The sequence below is a fragment of the Ruegeria sp. CDSC052 genome (genome assembly GCF_059610685.1).
The window spans coordinates 172,877-189,436 of the sequence record NZ_JBXWOB010000007.1 but is presented as its reverse complement, the minus strand read 5'-3'; the positions used below and the strand labels follow the sequence as shown (position 1 = coordinate 189,436).

Genomic DNA, 16,560 nt, shown 5'->3' with positions numbered 1-16,560 from the left:
TGGCCGGGGCAGTCAACGTGGGCGTAGTGACGCGCATCGGTCTCGTATTCCACGTGGGCCGTCGAGATGGTGATGCCACGTGCTTTTTCTTCAGGCGCGCCGTCAATCTGGTCATACGCTTTGAAGTCACCGAAATACTTGGTGATTGCTGCGGTCAGCGTCGTCTTGCCGTGGTCAACGTGGCCAATCGTGCCGATGTTGACGTGCGGCTTATTACGCTCAAACTTTTCCTTTGCCATGATGGCCTCCTTTATCGGTAATGAAGGGAGCCCGCTAATCGAGCTCCCTCAAATTTTCGCTTATGCGTATTTCGCCTGGATCTCGTCCGAGATGTTCTGCGGAACCGGATCGTAGTGGTCGAACTGCATGGTGAACTGGGCACGGCCAGACGACATCGAACGCAAGGTGTTGATGTAGCCGAACATGTTGGCCAGCGGCACAAACGCGTCAATCGCGATGGCGTTGCCACGGTTTTCCTGCCCGGAAACCTGTCCCCGACGCGATGTCAGGTCACCAATGATGCCACCGGTATATTCTTCCGGTGTGATCACTTCGACCTTCATGATCGGTTCAAGCAGTTTCGCACCCGCTTTGCGCATGCCTTCGCGCATACCCATACGAGCGGCGATTTCAAAGGCCAGAACCGAAGAGTCCACATCGTGGAATTTACCTTCGATCAGGGCAACCTTGAAGTCGATCACAGGGAAGCCAGCCAGCGGGCCGCTATCCATGACGGATCTGATGCCTTTTTCAACGCCCGGGATGTATTCCTTGGGCACCGAACCACCAACAACACGAGATTCGAACGAATAACCTTCGCCCGGCTCTGTTGGGGTGATGATCATCTTCACCTCGGCGAACTGACCCGAACCACCCGACTGTTTCTTGTGGGTGTAAACGATCTCGGCTTCGTGACCGATGGTTTCGCGATAGGCCACCTGCGGCGCACCAATATTCGCTTCAACCTTGAATTCACGCTTGAGACGGTCAATCAGGATGTCCAGGTGAAGTTCGCCCATGCCCTTCATGATGGTCTGACCCGATTCCAGATCAGTTTCCACACGGAAGGACGGGTCTTCGGCGGCCAAACGGCCCAGACCCTGGCTCATTTTTTCCTGGTCAGCCTTGGTTTTCGGCTCAACCGCGATCTCGATCACCGGATCGGGGAAGGTCATGGTTTCCAGAACCACCGGATCGCCGGTCGAACACAGAGTGTCGCCCGTGGTGGTGTCTTTCAGACCTGCCAGCGCAATGATGTCGCCCGCGAACGCTTCGGTGATTTCCTCACGTTCGTTCGAGTGCATCATCATCATCCGGCCGATACGCTCTTTCTTACCCTTGGTCGAGTTCAGAAGCGTGTCGCCCTTGGACAGAGTGCCCGAGTAGATGCGGGTAAAGGTCAGCGAGCCAACAAAGGGGTCGTTCATGATTTTGAACGCCAGACCCGAGAACGCCATATCATCATCCGCACGGCGGGCGATGTTACGGGTTTCTTCTTCGTCACCAGGTTTGAAGCCCATGTAATCGACAACGTCCAGCGGGCTGGGCAGATAGTCGATCACAGCGTTCAGCAGCGGCTGAACACCTTTGTTTTTGAACGCCGAACCACCCAGAACCGGAACAAACGCGATTTCCAGAGTACCTTTGCGCAGCAGGGCGCGCAGGGTTGGAACGTCGGGCTCATTGCCTTCCAGGTATTCCATCATCGCGTCGTCGTCCATTTCGACGGCCGCTTCGACCATTTTACCGCGCCATTCGTCAGCCATGTCCTTCAGGCTGTCGCGGATCGGTGCTTTGACCCAGCTTGCGCCCAGGTCTTCGCCCTGCCACAGCCATTCTTCCATGGTGACCAGGTCGATCAGGCCTTCCAACTCGGTCTCTGCGCCGATCGGAATACCAACCGGAACAGCGCGTGCGCCGGTACGGTCTTCGATCATTGCAACGCAGTTGAAGAAGTCCGCGCCGATCTTGTCCATCTTGTTGACGAACACCATCCGCGGAACCTTGTAGCGGTCAGCCTGACGCCACACGGTTTCGGTCTGAGGTTCAACACCGGCGTTTGCGTCAAGAACGCAGACGGCACCGTCGAGAACCGCCAGCGAGCGTTCAACTTCGATGGTGAAGTCAACGTGGCCGGGGGTGTCGATGATGTTCAGGCGGTGCTTGGGCGAGTCAGCAGTTACACCGTCTTCGGTGCGTTCCCAGAAAGTGGTCGTCGCAGCCGAGGTGATGGTGATCCCGCGTTCCTGCTCCTGCTCCATCCAGTCCATGGTGGCTGCACCGTCGTGCACCTCACCGATGTTGTGGGATTTGCCGGTGTAGTACAGGATGCGTTCCGAGCAGGTCGTTTTACCCGCATCAATATGCGCCATGATACCGAAGTTACGGTAATGGTTGAGTGTATATTCGCGTGCCATTTCAATAAGCCTCTGGAATTACCAACGGTAGTGGCTGAAGGCTTTGTTCGCCTCGGCCATCTTGTGGGTGTCTTCACGCTTCTTAACGGCGGTACCGCGGGACTGTACGGCGTCCAGCAGTTCGCCGGCGAGGCGTTCTTCCATGGTGTTTTCGTTGCGGCCACGCGCAGCAGTGATCAGCCAACGGATGGCCAGTGCTTCGCGGCGCTCGGGGCGCACTTCGACCGGAACCTGATAGGTTGCACCACCAACCCGGCGCGAGCGAACCTCGACGGACGGCTTGATGTTGTCGAGCGCTTCGTGGAACACTTCGACGGGTGCGCGCTTGATCTTGCCTTCAACGCGGTCAAATGCGTTGTAGACGATGCGCTCTGCAACCGACTTTTTACCGTCGATCATCAGGTTGTTCATGAATTTGGTCAGTACCTTGTCGCCAAATTTGGCGTCAGGCAGGACTTCGCGTTTTTCGGCGGCGTGACGACGTGACATATCAGCCTCTCCTTCTTATTTGGGACGCTTCGCGCCGTACTTCGAACGACGTTGCTTACGGTCTTTGACGCCTTGGGTATCCAAAACACCACGCAGGATGTGGTAACGGACACCGGGAAGGTCTTTTACACGGCCGCCACGGATCAGAACAACCGAGTGTTCCTGCAGGTTGTGGCTTTCACCGGGGATGTACGAGATCACCTCGAACCCGTTGGTCAGGCGCACCTTGGCAACCTTACGCATCGCCGAGTTCGGCTTTTTCGGTGTGGTTGTGTAAACACGTGTGCAGACGCCGCGTTTCTGCGGGCACTGCTCCAGGTGCATGGACTTCGAGCGTTTTACTTTCGGCTGCCGCGGCTTGCGGATCAGCTGTTGGATCGTTGGCATTCCGGTTATATCCCCGTTTTGCAACACACATGACATGCACGCGTGATGCGTGCGGTTAAATTCGCTGCACTCGTGCGTCCACAAGCGCAAAACCCGCGAGCGTTCCCATTCCGAGGTGAACGTCGCGGTTTGTTATCAGAGGGCGCGAACGATAAAAGAGCTCGGGCCTTGACCAGTTCATTACTGAAATCGGTTTTGGGGCGGCCCCCGGTACCGAGATGTGGCGCGTAATAGGGGGAGTCGGACCCAGTGTCAACAGTACAGCTGATCCGTTCCACATCAGGCCGTTTCGCGCTGGAACCAAAGCTCATCCAGTCTTACCGCCCGTTGCAGGAACAGGTCCGTGCAGGCATAGTCAGCCCATTGGTCTGGACCACGGATGAATCATGCAAATACTTGGCCTGTGTCGTTTTTCCTATCCCGCCCATGGCGGCTTTCAGATCGAACACGAAACGATCGAGGACCGGCGCTCCTATCTGTATCAACCTGACCGGCTGGAAGAGCGGTTTCGCCTGTTTGAAACTACTAGCCTGCCCTGCATAAAAGAGCAAACCGACGATGATTTTCAGTTTCTCATCGTGATCGGTACATGCCTGCCAAACCCGGCACGCGAACGTCTTTACGACTTAACAGCGGGCATGCCTCAGGTACAGATCATCGCACGCGAACCAAAGCGTCATCGCAGGGTCATGAAAGAAATCCTGAATTCAGCACGCACCAAACCGGACGCCCCCTGCATCCAGTTCCGCCACGATGATGACGATGCGGTTTCGGTCGATTTCGTTGAGCGCTTGCGCATCGCCGCAGATGAGGGTCAGGGCTTAATGCGGAACCACAGAACCGTTGCGATTGACTACAATCAGGGGTTCCTGGCCCGTTTCGGTGCAGATGGCATCAAGGCCGCACAGGTGTATCAACCTTTGCTGGGGGTGGGCTTTGCAATGTACTCCGCCGGGGGAAGTGACTTGACGATCATGAATTTCGCACATCACCGGATCGGAAATTTCATGCCCGTTATCAGCTATCCGGATGCACCTATGTGGGTCCGCACGCTTAACCAGTTCAACGATTCTCCGCATGCGCGAAACAGCAAGACCGAGCTGTCCCCCCTAACCTCTGAACAGGAAGGCGAATTCATCGCACGGTTCGCCATCGACCAGGACGCCGTTCGCCGCATTCATTCGACAGATTGACGCGTCCTTTCACGGAACAGCATGAACATTCCTGCCCCAACCACTAAGGCCGCGCCCGCCATCGTAATCCTGTCGGGCCAGTCCCCAAATACGGCCCAGCCCAAACCCAACGCCCAGATCAGACTGGAATAACGAAACGGCGCGATAAAGCCGATCTCACCAGCGCGCATGACAATGACGCTGAACAAATATCCTGTCAGAACAAAGACCGCAGCAAACGCTACCATCGAACCGGCGGCTGCCGGAACCGGAACCCAGCCCGAGACAGAGGTGACAAGAACCGCCGTCAATGTAATCGTCGCGGTTGTTGCCAGCGTTACTGCAAGTGATGGCACATGCACTGACATGCGTCGCGTAATCAAATCCCGGGCAGTTACCGAAGCAACTGCGATCAAAGCATATATCGCGTAGATGCTGAAACCGTCCGTGCCCGGGCGAACGATCAGCAACATACCGGCGAACCCGAAAACGATGGCAAGAATCCGACGCCAACCGATATGCTCTTGAAAAAACAACGCGGCTCCAAGTGTTACGGTTAATGGCAAGGCCAGCAGAATGGCAGTCACGTTTGCCAACGGCATATGAAGCAGCGCGACCAAAAAGAAAATTGTCGCCAACAATTCGGCGAGACAACGTGCCGCGACCAACCACTTGTCATGACGCGGAAAGTTCAGATGCAACGCCCCATAGTACCGTGCCAGAAGATACACCAGAATGGTCGCCAAAACCCCGCGGATGGCAACCATCTGAAACAGCGGTAACTGGGCTCCGGCGGCCTTGATCAAAGTGTCATTGATGGTGAAGGCAGCCATGCTGCCCATCATCAGCAAAGCACCCCTGAAATTCGGCGTCACTCTTTTTGAACTCCGCATTTGGCCACGAAGTGCATTTGGCGGCGTTCAAGAAGGAGATGTCAATATGGCTCCGCCCGCCAATGCTCTGCTAGCATGACATTTCCAATGGCGCTTCATGCAGAGCCACACCCGAGCCTGAAATGAAAAGGCCCCGCGAAATCGCGGGGCCTGATCTTTGGAATTTAGGATCGCTTATTCGCGACTTTCCGGTGTTTCCACCAGAACATCCAGCTCATCCCCGACCATATCGTCATCCATCATCGGCGCAGCCAGAGCAGCGGCGGCTTCGGCCTCTTCCCGGCGGGCTTCGATGACAACGTTGTCACGCGACTGCGCGACACGCTGTACGCTTTGCGTTGCGCCACCGGTACCGGCAGGGATTAGACGACCGACGATCACGTTCTCTTTCAGGCCAACCAGCTTGTCTTTCTTGCCCTGAACCGAAGCCTCGGTCAGAACCCGTGTGGTTTCCTGGAACGACGCCGCCGAGATGAACGAACGCGTCTGCAGCGAGGCTTTGGTGATCCCCAAGAGGATCGGCTCGCCCTGAGCCGGACGTCCACCGCGGGCGAGGGTCTTCTCGTTGGCCGCGTCAAACTCCTGCTTGTCGACATGCTCGCCTTTCAGCAGGGTGGTGTCACCTGAATCCAGGATCTCCCACTTCTGCAGCATCTGACGCACGATGACTTCGATGTGCTTGTCGTTGATCTTCACGCCTTGCAGACGGTAAACATCCTGCACCTCGTCGATCATGTAATCCGCCAGCGCTTCGACACCCATGATGGACAGGATGTCATGCGGAGCCGGGTTACCGTCCATCAGGTATTCACCCTTCTGGATGAAGTCGCCTTCCGCAACCGGGATATGCTTGCCCTTGGGCACCATATACTCGATCGTTTCCATCGACTCGTCCGCCGGCTCGATGCTGATACGGCGCTTGTTCTTGTAGTCGCGGCCAAAGCGCACGTAACCATCGGCTTCTGCGATGATCGCGTGATCTTTCGGGCGACGGGCTTCGAACAGTTCGGCGACACGCGGCAGACCACCGGTGATGTCCTTGGTCTTGGCACCTTCACGCGGGATACGCGCGACAACTTCACCAGCTTCGATCTGCTGACCGTCTTCGATCGACAGGATCGCATCCACCGACATCGGATAGTGAACCGGGTTGCCCGCATCGTTACGGACCGGTTCGCCATCTTCGCCAACCAGAATGATCTCAGGCTTGAGGTCGCTGCCTTTGGGGGCCGCGCGCCAGTCGATCACGATCTTCTGGGTCATACCGGTTGCATCGTCGGTCACGTCGCGGACAGCAATGCCCGAAACCAGATCAACATATTTCGCGGTACCGGACTTTTCGGCGATGATCGGCAGGGTGTAAGGATCCCATTCGAACAGCTTGTCGCCACGGTTCACCTTGGTGCCATCCTTGACGAACAGCTTCGAGCCATAACCCAACTTGTGGTTGGCACGCTCTTCGCCATGTTCGTCTTTGATCACCATCTTCATGTTCCGGCCCATGACCAGGCTTTCGCCCGCGGAATTGACCAGGATCTGCGGGTTCTCGAACGAAACGACACCGTCGTGGCTGGCTTCCTGGAACGACTGCTGACCACCTTGCGCAACACCACCGATGTGGAAGGTCCGCATTGTCAGCTGCGTACCGGGTTCACCGATGGACTGGGCGGCGATGATGCCGACAGCCTCACCCGTGTTGACCATAGTACCGCGTGCAAGGTCACGACCGTAGCAGGTTGCACAGACGCCTTCCTCGGACTCACAGGTCAGAGGCGAACGGATGCGCATCGACGCAACAGCGGCCTCATCAATGATATCAGCCATACGTTCGTCGATCAGCTGACCCGCAGCGACCAGAACCTCATCGGTACCGGGACGCAGAACGTCATCGGCAGAGACACGGCCCAGCACACGTTCGGCTAGCGAAGCAACAACTTCACCGTCGTTTACCGCGGCTTCCGCAGTGATCGCGCGCTCGGTTCCACAATCGAGCTCACGCACGATGCAGTCCTGTGCCACGTCCACCAGACGACGGGTCAGGTAACCCGAGTTCGCCGTTTTCAGAGCGGTATCCGACAGACCCTTACGGGCGCCGTGGGTCGAGTTGAAGTATTCAAGAACGGTCAGACCTTCCTTGAAGTTCGAGATGATCGGCGTCTCGATGATGTCACCGTTTGGTTTGGCCATCAGGCCGCGCATACCGCCCAGCTGTTTCATCTGAGTGACCGAACCACGCGCGCCCGAGTGGGCCATCATGTAGACCGAGTTAGGTTCCTTTTCAGACCCGTCCTCTGCCCGATCCGAAGATGAGATCGTGCTCATCATCGCTTCGGTTACACGATCGTTACACTTCGACCAGGCATCAACAACTTTGTTGTACTTTTCACCCTGAGTGATCAGGCCGTCCATGTACTGCTGTTCAAAATCCTTCACCTGACTACGGGTTTCATCGACGATGCCCCATTTGTCATCAGGGATCACCATGTCGTCCTTACCGAACGAGATACCGGCGCGGAACGCTTCCTTGAAGCCCATCGACATGATCTGGTCACAGAAGATGACCGACTCTTTCTGACCGCAGTAACGGTAGACGGTGTCGATCACCTGCTGCACTTCTTTCTTCCGCAGCAAACGGTTGACCAGTTCGAACGGCGCCTTGTTGTTCATCGGCAGCAGAGCACCCAGGCGCACTCGGCCCGGAGTGGTTTCAAACCGCTGTTGAACTTCATTGCCTTCACTGTCGATCTGAGTAATCCGCGCAGTGATCTTGGTGTGCAGATGCACTTCACCGGCGTCCAGCGCGTGCTGAACTTCGTCGATCGAGCCAAAGACCTTGCCTTCGCCCGGCATACCTTCGCGTTCCAGTGTCACATAGTACAGACCCAGGATCATATCCTGCGAGGGAACGATGATCGGCGCGCCGTTTGCTGGCGACAGAACGTTGTTTGTCGACATCATCAGCACGCGAGCTTCCAGCTGGGCCTCAAGGCTCAGCGGGACGTGAACGGCCATCTGGTCACCGTCGAAGTCGGCGTTAAAGGCCGAACAGACCAACGGGTGCAGCTGGATGGCTTTACCTTCGATCAGAACCGGTTCAAACGCCTGAATGCCAAGACGGTGCAGGGTCGGCGCACGGTTCAGCATGACAGGGTGTTCGCGGATCACCTCGTCGAGGATATCCCACACTTCGGGACGCTCTTTCTCGACCAGTTTCTTCGCCTGTTTCACGGTCGAAGACAGACCCTTGGCTTCAAGGCGCGAGTAGATGAACGGCTTGAACAGTTCCAGCGCCATCTTTTTGGGCAGACCACACTGGTGTAGCTTGAGTTCCGGACCGGTCACGATGACCGAACGGCCCGAGAAGTCTACGCGCTTACCCAGAAGGTTTTGACGGAAGCGACCCTGCTTACCCTTCAGCATGTCCGAAAGCGATTTCAGTGGACGCTTATTGGCACCGGTGATCACGCGGCCACGACGGCCATTGTCGAACAGAGCATCGACGGATTCCTGCAGCATCCGCTTTTCGTTGCGGACGATGATGTCAGGTGCGCGCAGTTCGATCAGACGCTTCAGACGGTTGTTCCGGTTGATGACGCGGCGATACAGATCGTTCAGATCCGAGGTCGCGAAACGGCCACCATCCAGCGGAACCAGAGGACGCAGTTCCGGCGGAATGACCGGAATTACAGTCATCACCATCCATTCGGGGCGGTTGCCCGACTCGAGGAAGCTTTCGACAACCTTCAGACGCTTGATGATCTTCTTGGGCTTCAGCTCACCGGTTGCTTCGGCCAGATCAGCGCGCAGCTGTTCGGCTTCGGCTTCCAGATCGATCTGGGCCAGCATCTCACGAATGGCTTCGGCACCGATGTTCGCGGTGAACGCGTCCATACCATAGGCATCCTGCGCGTCCATGAACTCTTCTTCGGTCAGCATCTGACCATAGGAGAGGTCGGTCAGACCGGGCTCGATGACAACATAGTTTTCAAAATACAGAACGCGTTCCAGATCGCGCAGCGTCATGTCCAGCATCAGACCGATGCGGGACGGCAGCGATTTCAGGAACCAAATGTGTGCGACGGGCGCGGCCAGCTCGATATGACCCATACGCTCGCGGCGGACTTTCTGCAGGGTGACTTCCACACCGCATTTCTCGCAGACAACGCCGCGATATTTCATCCGCTTATATTTACCGCACAGACATTCGTAATCTTTGATCGGGCCAAAGATACGCGCGCAGAACAGACCGTCACGTTCGGGTTTGAACGTCCGGTAGTTGATGGTTTCGGGTTTCTTGATCTCGCCATAAGACCAAGAGAGGATCCGTTCCGGGCTGGCCAATGAGACCTTGATCTCGTCAAAGACCTTAGGCGGCGTCAGCGGGTTGAACGGGTTATTGGTAATTTCCTGGTTCATTTTGCGTCCTTACAAATTGGGATGGGATGAGTTTGGGGCGTTGCCGCCCCTACTCTTCCTCCGCATCCAGGAGTTCCATATTCAGGCCGAGGCCACGGACTTCTTTCACCAGAACGTTAAACGATTCCGGTACGCCCGCTTCAAAGTTATCCTCGCCCTTGACGATCGACTCGTACACTTTGGTCCGGCCGGCGACGTCATCCGATTTCACGGTGAGCATTTCCTGCAGGGTGTAGGCGGCGCCGTAAGCTTCCAGAGCCCAGACTTCCATCTCACCAAAGCGCTGACCACCGAACTGCGCCTTACCACCCAGCGGCTGCTGGGTAACCAGGCTGTAAGGCCCGGTTGAACGCGCGTGGATTTTGTCATCCACAAGGTGGTGCAGTTTCAGCAGGTACTTGATGCCCACGGTCACCGGACGTGCAAACTGCTCACCCGTACGACCGTCGAACAGAACCGACTGACCGCTTTGCGAGAAGCCCGCGCGCACCAGAGCGTCATTGACGTCTGCCTCTTTGGCGCCATCAAAGACCGGAGTCGCGATCGGAACACCACGGGTCACGTTGCCCGCAGCCTCGATCAGGTGACCCTCGTCCATGCCAGTGATGCCTTCTTCATAGACATCGTCGCCATAGGCCAGCTTCATTGCTTCGCGAACCGGGGTCAGGTCGCCAGAGCGGCGATATTCACCCAGCGCGTCGTCGATGTTCAGACCCAGACCGCGCGCGGCCCAACCCATGTGGGTTTCAAGGATCTGACCAACGTTCATACGCGAAGGAACACCCAGCGGGTTCAGACAGAAGTCAACCGGCGTACCATCGGCCAGGAACGGCATGTCTTCCATCGGAACAACCTTGGAAATTACACCTTTGTTCCCGTGACGACCGGCCATCTTATCGCCCGGCTGCAGCTTGCGCTTCACGGCGATGAAGACTTTGACCATCTTCATCACACCCGGCGGCAGGTCGTCGCCACGACGAACCTTCTCGACCTTGTCTTCGAAACGGGCGTCCAGAGCACGCTTTTGCACTTCGTACTGCTCGTTCAGAGCCTCAACGATCTGTGCGTCCTGCTCATCTTCCAGCGCCAGCTGCCACCACTGACCACGGGTCAGGGTTTCCAACAGGTCCTCGGTGATCACCGACCCTGGCTTGACGCCTTTCGGGCCTTTGACCGCGGTTTTACCCATGATCAGGCCTTGCAGACGCGCATAGATGTTGCGGTCCAGGATCGCCAACTCGTCGTCCCGGTCACGGGCCAGACGTTCGACTTCTTCCCGCTCGATCTGCAGCGCACGCTCGTCTTTCTCGACGCCGTGACGGTTGAAGACGCGGACCTCAACGACCGTACCGTAATCGCCCGGCTTCACGCGCAGCGAAGTGTCGCGCACGTCAGATGCTTTTTCGCCAAAGATAGCGCGCAGCAGCTTTTCTTCCGGGGTCATCGGGCTTTCGCCCTTCGGAGTGATCTTGCCGACCAGGATATCGCCCGGTTCAACATCCGCGCCGATGTAAACGATGCCCGCCTCGTCGAGGTTACGCAGCGCTTCTTCACCGACATTCGGAATATCGCGGGTGATCTCTTCCGGACCCAGCTTGGTGTCACGGGCGGCGACTTCAAATTCCTCGATATGGACCGAGGTAAAGACGTCGTCACGCGCAATACGTTCCGAGATCAGGATCGAGTCTTCGTAGTTGTAACCGTTCCACGGCATGAACGCGACGACCACGTTCTTACCCAGGGCCAGTTCACCCATATCGGTGGACGGACCATCAGCAATGACTTCGCCCTTCTGGACGGTGTCACCCACTTTGATCAGCGGACGCTGGTTGATGCAGGTGTTCTGGTTCGACCGCTGGAATTTGCGCAGACGATAGATGTCAACGCCAGCGTCGCCCAGTTCCAGATCCTCAGTCGCGCGGATAACGATACGCTGGGCATCGACCTGATCGATGATACCGGCGCGTTTCGCCTGAATCGCAGCACCTGAGTCAATCGCAACCTTTTCCTCGATTCCGGTACCAATCAGCGGTGCCTCGGCCCGCAGCAGCGGAACCGCCTGACGTTGCATGTTCGAGCCCATCAGAGCGCGGTTAGCATCGTCATTTTCAAGGAACGGGATCAGCGATGCAGCAACCGATACCAGCTGTTTTGGGCTGACGTCGATCAGGTCCACATTCTCGCGTGGGGCCAGAGTGTAGTCACCTGACTGACGGGTCGAAACCAGATCGTTGATGAACTTGCCATCCGAATCCAGTGTCGCGTTCGCCTGTGCCACCGTGTGACGCATTTCCTCGGTCGCGGACATGTAGTGAACCTCATCGGTCACCTCGGCGTCTTTGACGACACGGTACGGTGTTTCGATGAAGCCATACTTGTTCACACGGGCAAAGGTCGCCAGCGAGTTGATCAGACCGATGTTCGGGCCTTCCGGCGTTTCAATCGGGCACATCCGGCCATAGTGTGTCGGATGAACGTCGCGCACCTCAAAGCCCGCACGCTCGCGTGTCAGGCCACCGGGGCCAAGCGCCGAAAGGCGGCGTTTGTGGGTAACTTCCGACAGCGGGTTGGTCTGGTCCATGAACTGCGACAGCTGCGACGAGCCGAAGAATTCGCGGACAGCAGCAGCAGCCGGTTTCGCATTGATCAGGTCCTGAGGCATGACGGTGTCGATCTCGACCGACGACATACGCTCTTTGATCGCGCGCTCCATGCGCAGCAGGCCAACGCGGTACTGGTTTTCCATCAGTTCGCCGACCGAACGCACACGACGGTTGCCGAGGTGGTCGATATCGTCGATGTCCCCTTTGCCGTCACGCAGTTCAACCAGAGCCTTGATGCAGGCCACGATGTCTTCGCGGCGCAGGGTGCGCAGCGTATCGGGCGCATCCAGAGCCAGACGCATGTTCATCTTTACACGGCCAACGGCGGACAGGTCATAGCGCTCGCTGTCAAAGAACAGCGTTTCGAACAGCGCCGAGGCCGCTTCGACGGTGGGCGGCTCACCCGGGCGCATGACGCGATAGATATCCATCAGCGCTGTGTCGCGGCCCATGTTCTTGTCTGCCGCCATGGTGTTGCGCATGTAGGGGCCGACATTGATGTTGTCGATATCCAGAACCGGAATATCAGTGACGCCCGCGTCGATCAGCTCTTTCGCGGTGCCTCCGATCAGCTCGCCGTCTTTGTCGTATTCCAGCGTCAGCTCATCACCAGCTTCGACATAGATCGCGCCGGTTTCTTCGTTGATGATGTCCTTGGCGACAAACTTCCCGACGATGTGATCGAACGGAACCAACAGCTCGGTGACGTTGCCTTCATCGATCAGCTTCTTGACCGCGCGCGGGGTGACTTTCTTGCCCGCTTCGGCAATCACTTCACCGGATTTGGCGTCGATCAGGTCATAGGTCGGACGCGTACCGCGTGCACGCTCGGGGAAGAACGGTGCAATCCAGCCCTTCTTCTTGTCCAGCTTGTACGACACCGTGTTGTAGTAGGCGTCCATGATCGCTTCTTGATCCAGACCCAGCGCATACAGCAGCGTTGTCACAGGCAGTTTGCGGCGACGGTCGATACGGGCGAACACGATGTCCTTGGCGTCGAACTCAAAGTCCAGCCAGCTGCCGCGATACGGGATGATGCGGCAGGCAAACAACAGCTTGCCCGAGGAATGGGTCTTGCCCTTGTCGTGGTCAAAGAACACACCGGGCGAACGGTGCATCTGGGACACGATCACACGCTCGGTACCGTTCACAATGAACGTCCCGTTTGGTGTCATCAGGGGCATATCCCCCATGAACACGTCCTGTTCCTTGATGTCTTTGACCGACTTGGCGCCAGTGTCCTCGTCGACATCAAACACGATCAGACGCAGAGTGACTTTCAGCGGCGCGCTGTAGGTCATGTCGCGCTGCATGCACTCTTCGACGTCGTATTTGGGTTTTTCCAAATCGTATTTCACGAACTCCAGAACGGAGGTTTCGTTGAAATCCTTGATCGGGAAAACCGACTGGAACACGCCTTTGATGCCTTCGCCGTCTGTCGGCACATCTGCATCGCCGGAGCGCAGGAATAGATCATAAGAAGATTTTTGTACCTCAATGAGGTTCGGCATCTCCAGCACTTCGCGGATTTTGCCGTAATATTTCCGAAGACGTTTCTGGCCAAGGAACGATTGAGCCATGTCAGATGTCACCTTTCGATGTTCTCAGCGGACAAAGACACCGTCGGGCCCCGGTGCCTTGCACATTAGAGACAACACGTCCGGATCAATTCGTGGCCACCGTCCCGAATGGCGGCCTCCCGATCCATGAACCGCGTCTTAGAAAACACCCCAATCCATGAGGTCCTTTCTAAGACAGGTTCGGCTGGACCCGGATTTCTCCGGGACCAGCCAAATTTCCGGTGCATCTGCTATGCACCAAAAGACTGACTTAGGCCAGTTCGACCTCGGCGCCAGCTGCTTCCAGCTTGCCTTTGATGTCTTCGGCTTCGTCTTTCGACACAGCTTCTTTGATCTTGCCGCCAGCTTCGACCAGCTCTTTGGCTTCTTTCAGGCCCAGACCGGTGATGCCGCGAACTTCTTTGATCACGTTGATTTTCGAAGCGCCGGCGTTCTTCAGAACGACGTCGAATTCGGTTTTTTCTTCCTCAGCTGCGCCACCGGCGTCGCCACCGGCTGCCATGACAACCGCGCCGCCAGCTGCGGGCTCGATGCCATATTCGTCTTTGAGGATGGTTTTCAGTTCTTGTGCTTCCAGCAGGGTCAGACCCACGATGCTTTCTGCGAGTGCTTTCAGATCAGCCATTTTATCAGCTCTTTCCGTTTACAGTGTGTGTTCCAACGTCAGGGTGACTACCCTACGCAGATCATTCAGTGCCAACCGCTTACGCAGCTTCCGCCTTCTCTTCGATGGTGGAAAGGATGCTTGCGATGTTGCTTGCAGGTGCGCCAATTGCGCCAGCGATGTTCGAAGCAGGTGCGCCCAGCATGCCCGCGATAGTAGCAATAAGCTCCTCGCGCGAAGGCATTTTGGACACGGCTTCAACGCCGGCACGATCCAGAGCGTTCTCACCCATTGCACCGCCAAGAATTTCGAACTTTTGGTTCTCTTTGGCGTAGTCCTGGGCCACTTTGGCTGCTGCCACAGGGTCCTCAGAATAGGTCAGAACGGTCATCCCCGTCAGCAGGTCGGCAATGCTTTCACATGGCTTTCCGTCGAGGGCGATTTTGGCGAGCCTGTTCTTGGCAACACGCACGGCACCACCCGCGTCACGAGCACGTGCGCGAAGGTCCTGCATCTCGGCAACTGTCAGACCGGCGTAGTGTGCAACCACTACGACGCCAGAGCTTTCGAAGATTTGGCCGAGCTCGTCGACCACTTTCTCTTTCTGGGCTCTATCCACAGTTTTCTCCAAGTTAGGGGTGATATCTCACCCCGGCTCATATTTGCCGCAGCTTACGCTCCGGCGTTCAGGTCCGTTGTTACGGGATTAGCCAAAATTCGCCCGAGGATCGAAGCCCTCAGAATTCTTTGGTCTTACCCGTCTCAGGCAGGGAATTAAGGGGCCAGATGACACCACCCACCGTCTTGGACGAAACAAAATAAAGCGCACGACGAATCGCACGCTTTACTTCGCAGCTCTCTTTATGGCAGTTACGCCGGGTTTCCAAGGGGTAAATTGGGCCGAAACCGGAAATGATCGAGCAGCGCAGCCAACATCGGAACAGTGTCCTAGATTGACATGTTCCATGCGCTGAGGTCCAGTCTGGCTAAGCCCCTTTCTTCTTAGGTATCCATCCCTGAATGCTGACCCTCACCTCAGACGAATACGAATGCGCGCGCGGCTTTGTTCAGGAGTTCCTGGATCAATCGCCCGAGGATGGCCCGGCGGGTTTCGAATGCGTCTATCGTTCTCATGATTTTGCTGGCTCGCGTATAGTGCTCAGGGTCCGGGGTGCGCGCCGGGACTATGCCCTAAAGGTCGATACGGAATCGCCCGGAACGGGACGTTTGCGCGATGAGTTTGATATGCTCGGAAAGCTGACCACCCACTTTGTGCAGCACGAAACCGCGGGGGTTGTCGATCCGGTCTATATGTCACCGGGTGAGGCGTTTTTTGTGACGCAGTTTATTGACCGCCCCACCGCTGCGGATCTGATCCACAACAGCCCGGATGACGACCAGATCGGCCGCATCTATCGCCGGGCCGGATCGTGGCTGAACGATCTGCACAGTTTTCAGCCCGGCAAACCCTATAACTTCCGGCCCAGTTGGATGGTCGACAGGCTTCAGGCTTTGCTAGGCCTTGTCCCGGATACAGTGCATCCTTGGGGGAAGAAGATGGTTCAGCACCTGACCCTTGAGGCCGCACAGCTAAAGGGCATACCTGACTTGCTGATCCATGCGCACGGAGATTTTCACAGTCAAAATCTGATCGTCGGGCAAGGCGAAATGATCGGCCTGGATTTTACCGAAACGCGGGAAAAGCTGGCTGTATATGATATTGTCGACTTTCTAAAGTCCGATATCTTTCGCGATGGCACTGATGATCAGGTTGATCAAAGCGGCATCCTGAAAACGAACAAAGACATGTTCTTTCGCAAATATCGCCATCCAATTCAGATGGACGTTCTGGATATGTGCATGCGCGCACGTCTGGTGATGGATTGGCTGGACTTATGGCGATTGGACAGATCCTGCAGCGAATACGAGAGCTTTCGCAGAGACCGCCTGAACCTGCGCCTGCAAGCCGTGTATGAGTGAGGGCTGAAAAAGAAAGACC

11 protein-coding genes are annotated in these 16,560 nt (G+C 56.6%); 2 read left to right on the top strand and 9 right to left on the bottom strand.

The window, feature by feature from the left end; translation table 11 throughout:
• The 4 genes from AC2FIM_RS13495 to rpsL all read right to left on the bottom strand — a co-directional run.
• Positions 1-239: GTP-binding protein (locus AC2FIM_RS13495; RefSeq protein ID WP_496708141.1), on the bottom strand; the 239-nt coding region annotated here is incomplete at its 3' end.
• 60 nt (positions 240-299) lie between these two features.
• Complete coding sequence (gene fusA / locus AC2FIM_RS13490; protein WP_142636902.1) at positions 300-2,417, bottom strand: elongation factor G; 2,118 nt, start codon at positions 2,415-2,417, stop codon at positions 300-302.
• Between the two features lie 18 nt (positions 2,418-2,435).
• Complete coding sequence (gene rpsG, locus AC2FIM_RS13485) at positions 2,436-2,906, bottom strand: 30S ribosomal protein S7 (protein WP_008756926.1); 471 nt, start codon at positions 2,904-2,906, stop codon at positions 2,436-2,438.
• A 15-nt stretch (positions 2,907-2,921) separates the two neighbouring features.
• Positions 2,922-3,293, bottom strand: a complete 372-nt coding sequence (rpsL, locus tag AC2FIM_RS13480) for a 30S ribosomal protein S12 (protein ID WP_005621086.1) — start codon at positions 3,291-3,293, stop codon at positions 2,922-2,924.
• A gap of 386 nt (positions 3,294-3,679) precedes the next feature.
• Here rpsL and AC2FIM_RS13475 point away from each other — a divergent pair, with 386 nt between their 5' ends.
• Positions 3,680-4,486 (top strand): putative rhamnosyl transferase, encoded by an 807-nt coding sequence (locus AC2FIM_RS13475; RefSeq protein WP_282021938.1) that lies wholly within the window; start codon positions 3,680-3,682, stop codon positions 4,484-4,486.
• On the opposite strand, the gene AC2FIM_RS13470 is transcribed toward AC2FIM_RS13475, so the two are convergent.
• The 5 genes from AC2FIM_RS13470 to rplJ form a co-directional block, all read right to left on the bottom strand.
• A complete protein-coding gene (locus AC2FIM_RS13470; RefSeq protein WP_496677806.1) occupies positions 4,471-5,358 on the bottom strand; it encodes a DMT family transporter in 888 nt (295 codons plus the stop codon). The two genes, AC2FIM_RS13475 and AC2FIM_RS13470, sit on opposite strands and share 16 nt — an antisense overlap.
• A 174-nt stretch (positions 5,359-5,532) precedes the next feature.
• On the bottom strand, positions 5,533-9,774 hold the full coding sequence (gene rpoC, locus AC2FIM_RS13465) for a DNA-directed RNA polymerase subunit beta' (RefSeq protein ID WP_271949832.1): 4,242 nt from the start codon (positions 9,772-9,774) through the stop codon (positions 5,533-5,535).
• Positions 9,775-9,823: 49 nt separating this feature from the next.
• Positions 9,824-13,957, bottom strand: a complete 4,134-nt coding sequence (rpoB, locus tag AC2FIM_RS13460; protein ID WP_142636910.1) for a DNA-directed RNA polymerase subunit beta — start codon at positions 13,955-13,957, stop codon at positions 9,824-9,826.
• A 250-nt stretch (positions 13,958-14,207) separates the two neighbouring features.
• Positions 14,208-14,582 (bottom strand): 50S ribosomal protein L7/L12, encoded by a 375-nt coding sequence (gene rplL, locus AC2FIM_RS13455; RefSeq protein WP_142636911.1) that lies wholly within the window; start codon positions 14,580-14,582, stop codon positions 14,208-14,210.
• A gap of 79 nt (positions 14,583-14,661) precedes the next feature.
• The gene (gene rplJ, locus AC2FIM_RS13450; RefSeq protein WP_142636913.1) at positions 14,662-15,180 is read right to left on the bottom strand and encodes a 50S ribosomal protein L10; all 519 of its coding nucleotides are present in this window, start codon (positions 15,178-15,180) and stop codon (positions 14,662-14,664) included.
• Positions 15,181-15,581: 401 nt separating this feature from the next.
• Here rplJ and AC2FIM_RS13445 point away from each other — a divergent pair, with 401 nt between their 5' ends.
• On the top strand, positions 15,582-16,541 hold the full coding sequence (locus AC2FIM_RS13445; protein ID WP_271949828.1) for a phosphotransferase: 960 nt from the start codon (positions 15,582-15,584) through the stop codon (positions 16,539-16,541).
• The last annotated feature ends 19 nt before the right edge of the window (positions 16,542-16,560 follow it).